This is a genomic window from Streptomyces sp. NPDC036822, from assembly GCF_055609145.1.
The window spans coordinates 1-1,080 of sequence record NZ_JBVJPY010000067.1 but is presented as its reverse complement, the minus strand read 5'-3'; the positions used below and the strand labels follow the sequence as shown (position 1 = coordinate 1,080).

Below are 1,080 nucleotides of genomic sequence, written 5' to 3'. Positions count from 1 at the left end.
CTAGGGCCTGTGTGATGTCGTGATCATTGGGTGCTCTTGAGCAGGTCGTCGATCCAGATCATTGCGGCGCGGAGGTGGAGACCGGCGAGGTAGCTGTCCGGTGTCTTGTCGTACCGGGTGGCGATGCCTCGCCAGGCCTTCAGCTTGTTGATCAGGCGTTCGACCGTGTTCCGCTGTTTGTAGAGGTCGGCATCGTGGCTGACGGGCCGGCCGCCTCGTGTGCCCTTCCTCTTGCGGTTGGCGGCCTGATCCTTCTTCTCGGGAATGACGGCCTTGATACCGCGTCTGCGCAGGTAGGAGCGGTTGCCTCGGGACGAGTAGGCCCTATCCGCGGCGACCGCGCCGGGCCTGGTCTGGGGACGGCCCACAGGCAGGCGGACCCTCACCCTCGCGAGGACGGGGATGAACTGCGGGCTGTCCCCGGCCTGCCCGGCGGTCAGGACCAGCGCGAGCGGACGGCACCTGCGGTCGGCGGCGAGGTGAATCTTGCTGGTCAGTCCGCCCCGGGACCGGCCGAGCAGGGCCTCCTTCAGGCGGAGGTTGCGTCGGCGCCGCAAGCGCCGACGCTCGGCCTGTCCGTTTCGTTCCTCCGTGCTGCCCCTTTTTGTCGGGCTGTCTCCTGCTCCTGCGCGGCTTCTTCCAGGGCCGACATGAGGTGCTTGCTGACGCGGAGCCCTGCGGCGTCGTGGTGGGCGCGGACCGTGGTGGAGTCCACGCTGACCAGCGACAAGTCCGTTCTGCCCGCGCGGGCAGCCTCGGCGATCAGGCCTTCCAGCAGGGCGGTGAAGACACCGGCGTCCCGCCACACCCGAAAGCGTCCGTAGACAGTGGCCCAGGGCCCGAACTCGGCAGGCATCTCCCGCCACTGACCACTGGACCGAAACCGCCAGATCACGCCCTCGAACTGCTCCCGCAACCGCTCCGGGTACGGGCCGTACCTACCAATCGGCAGATACGGCTCGATGAACTTCCACTGAGCATTAGTGAGTTGCCTCCGGGTCACGACCACAGTCCTACCGGATCCCACTCCGCGCAGAGTGAAGAACTCAGAAGCTGATCACGACATCACACAGTCCCTAG

1 pseudogene is annotated in these 1,080 nt (G+C 66.7%); it reads right to left on the bottom strand.

Features of this window, described 5'->3' with window-relative positions:
- Positions 1-23 precede the first annotated feature (23 nt).
- Positions 24-1,003, bottom strand: a pseudogene (locus ACZ68P_RS36210) (IS5 family transposase).
- Between the last annotated feature and the right edge of the window lie 77 nt (positions 1,004-1,080).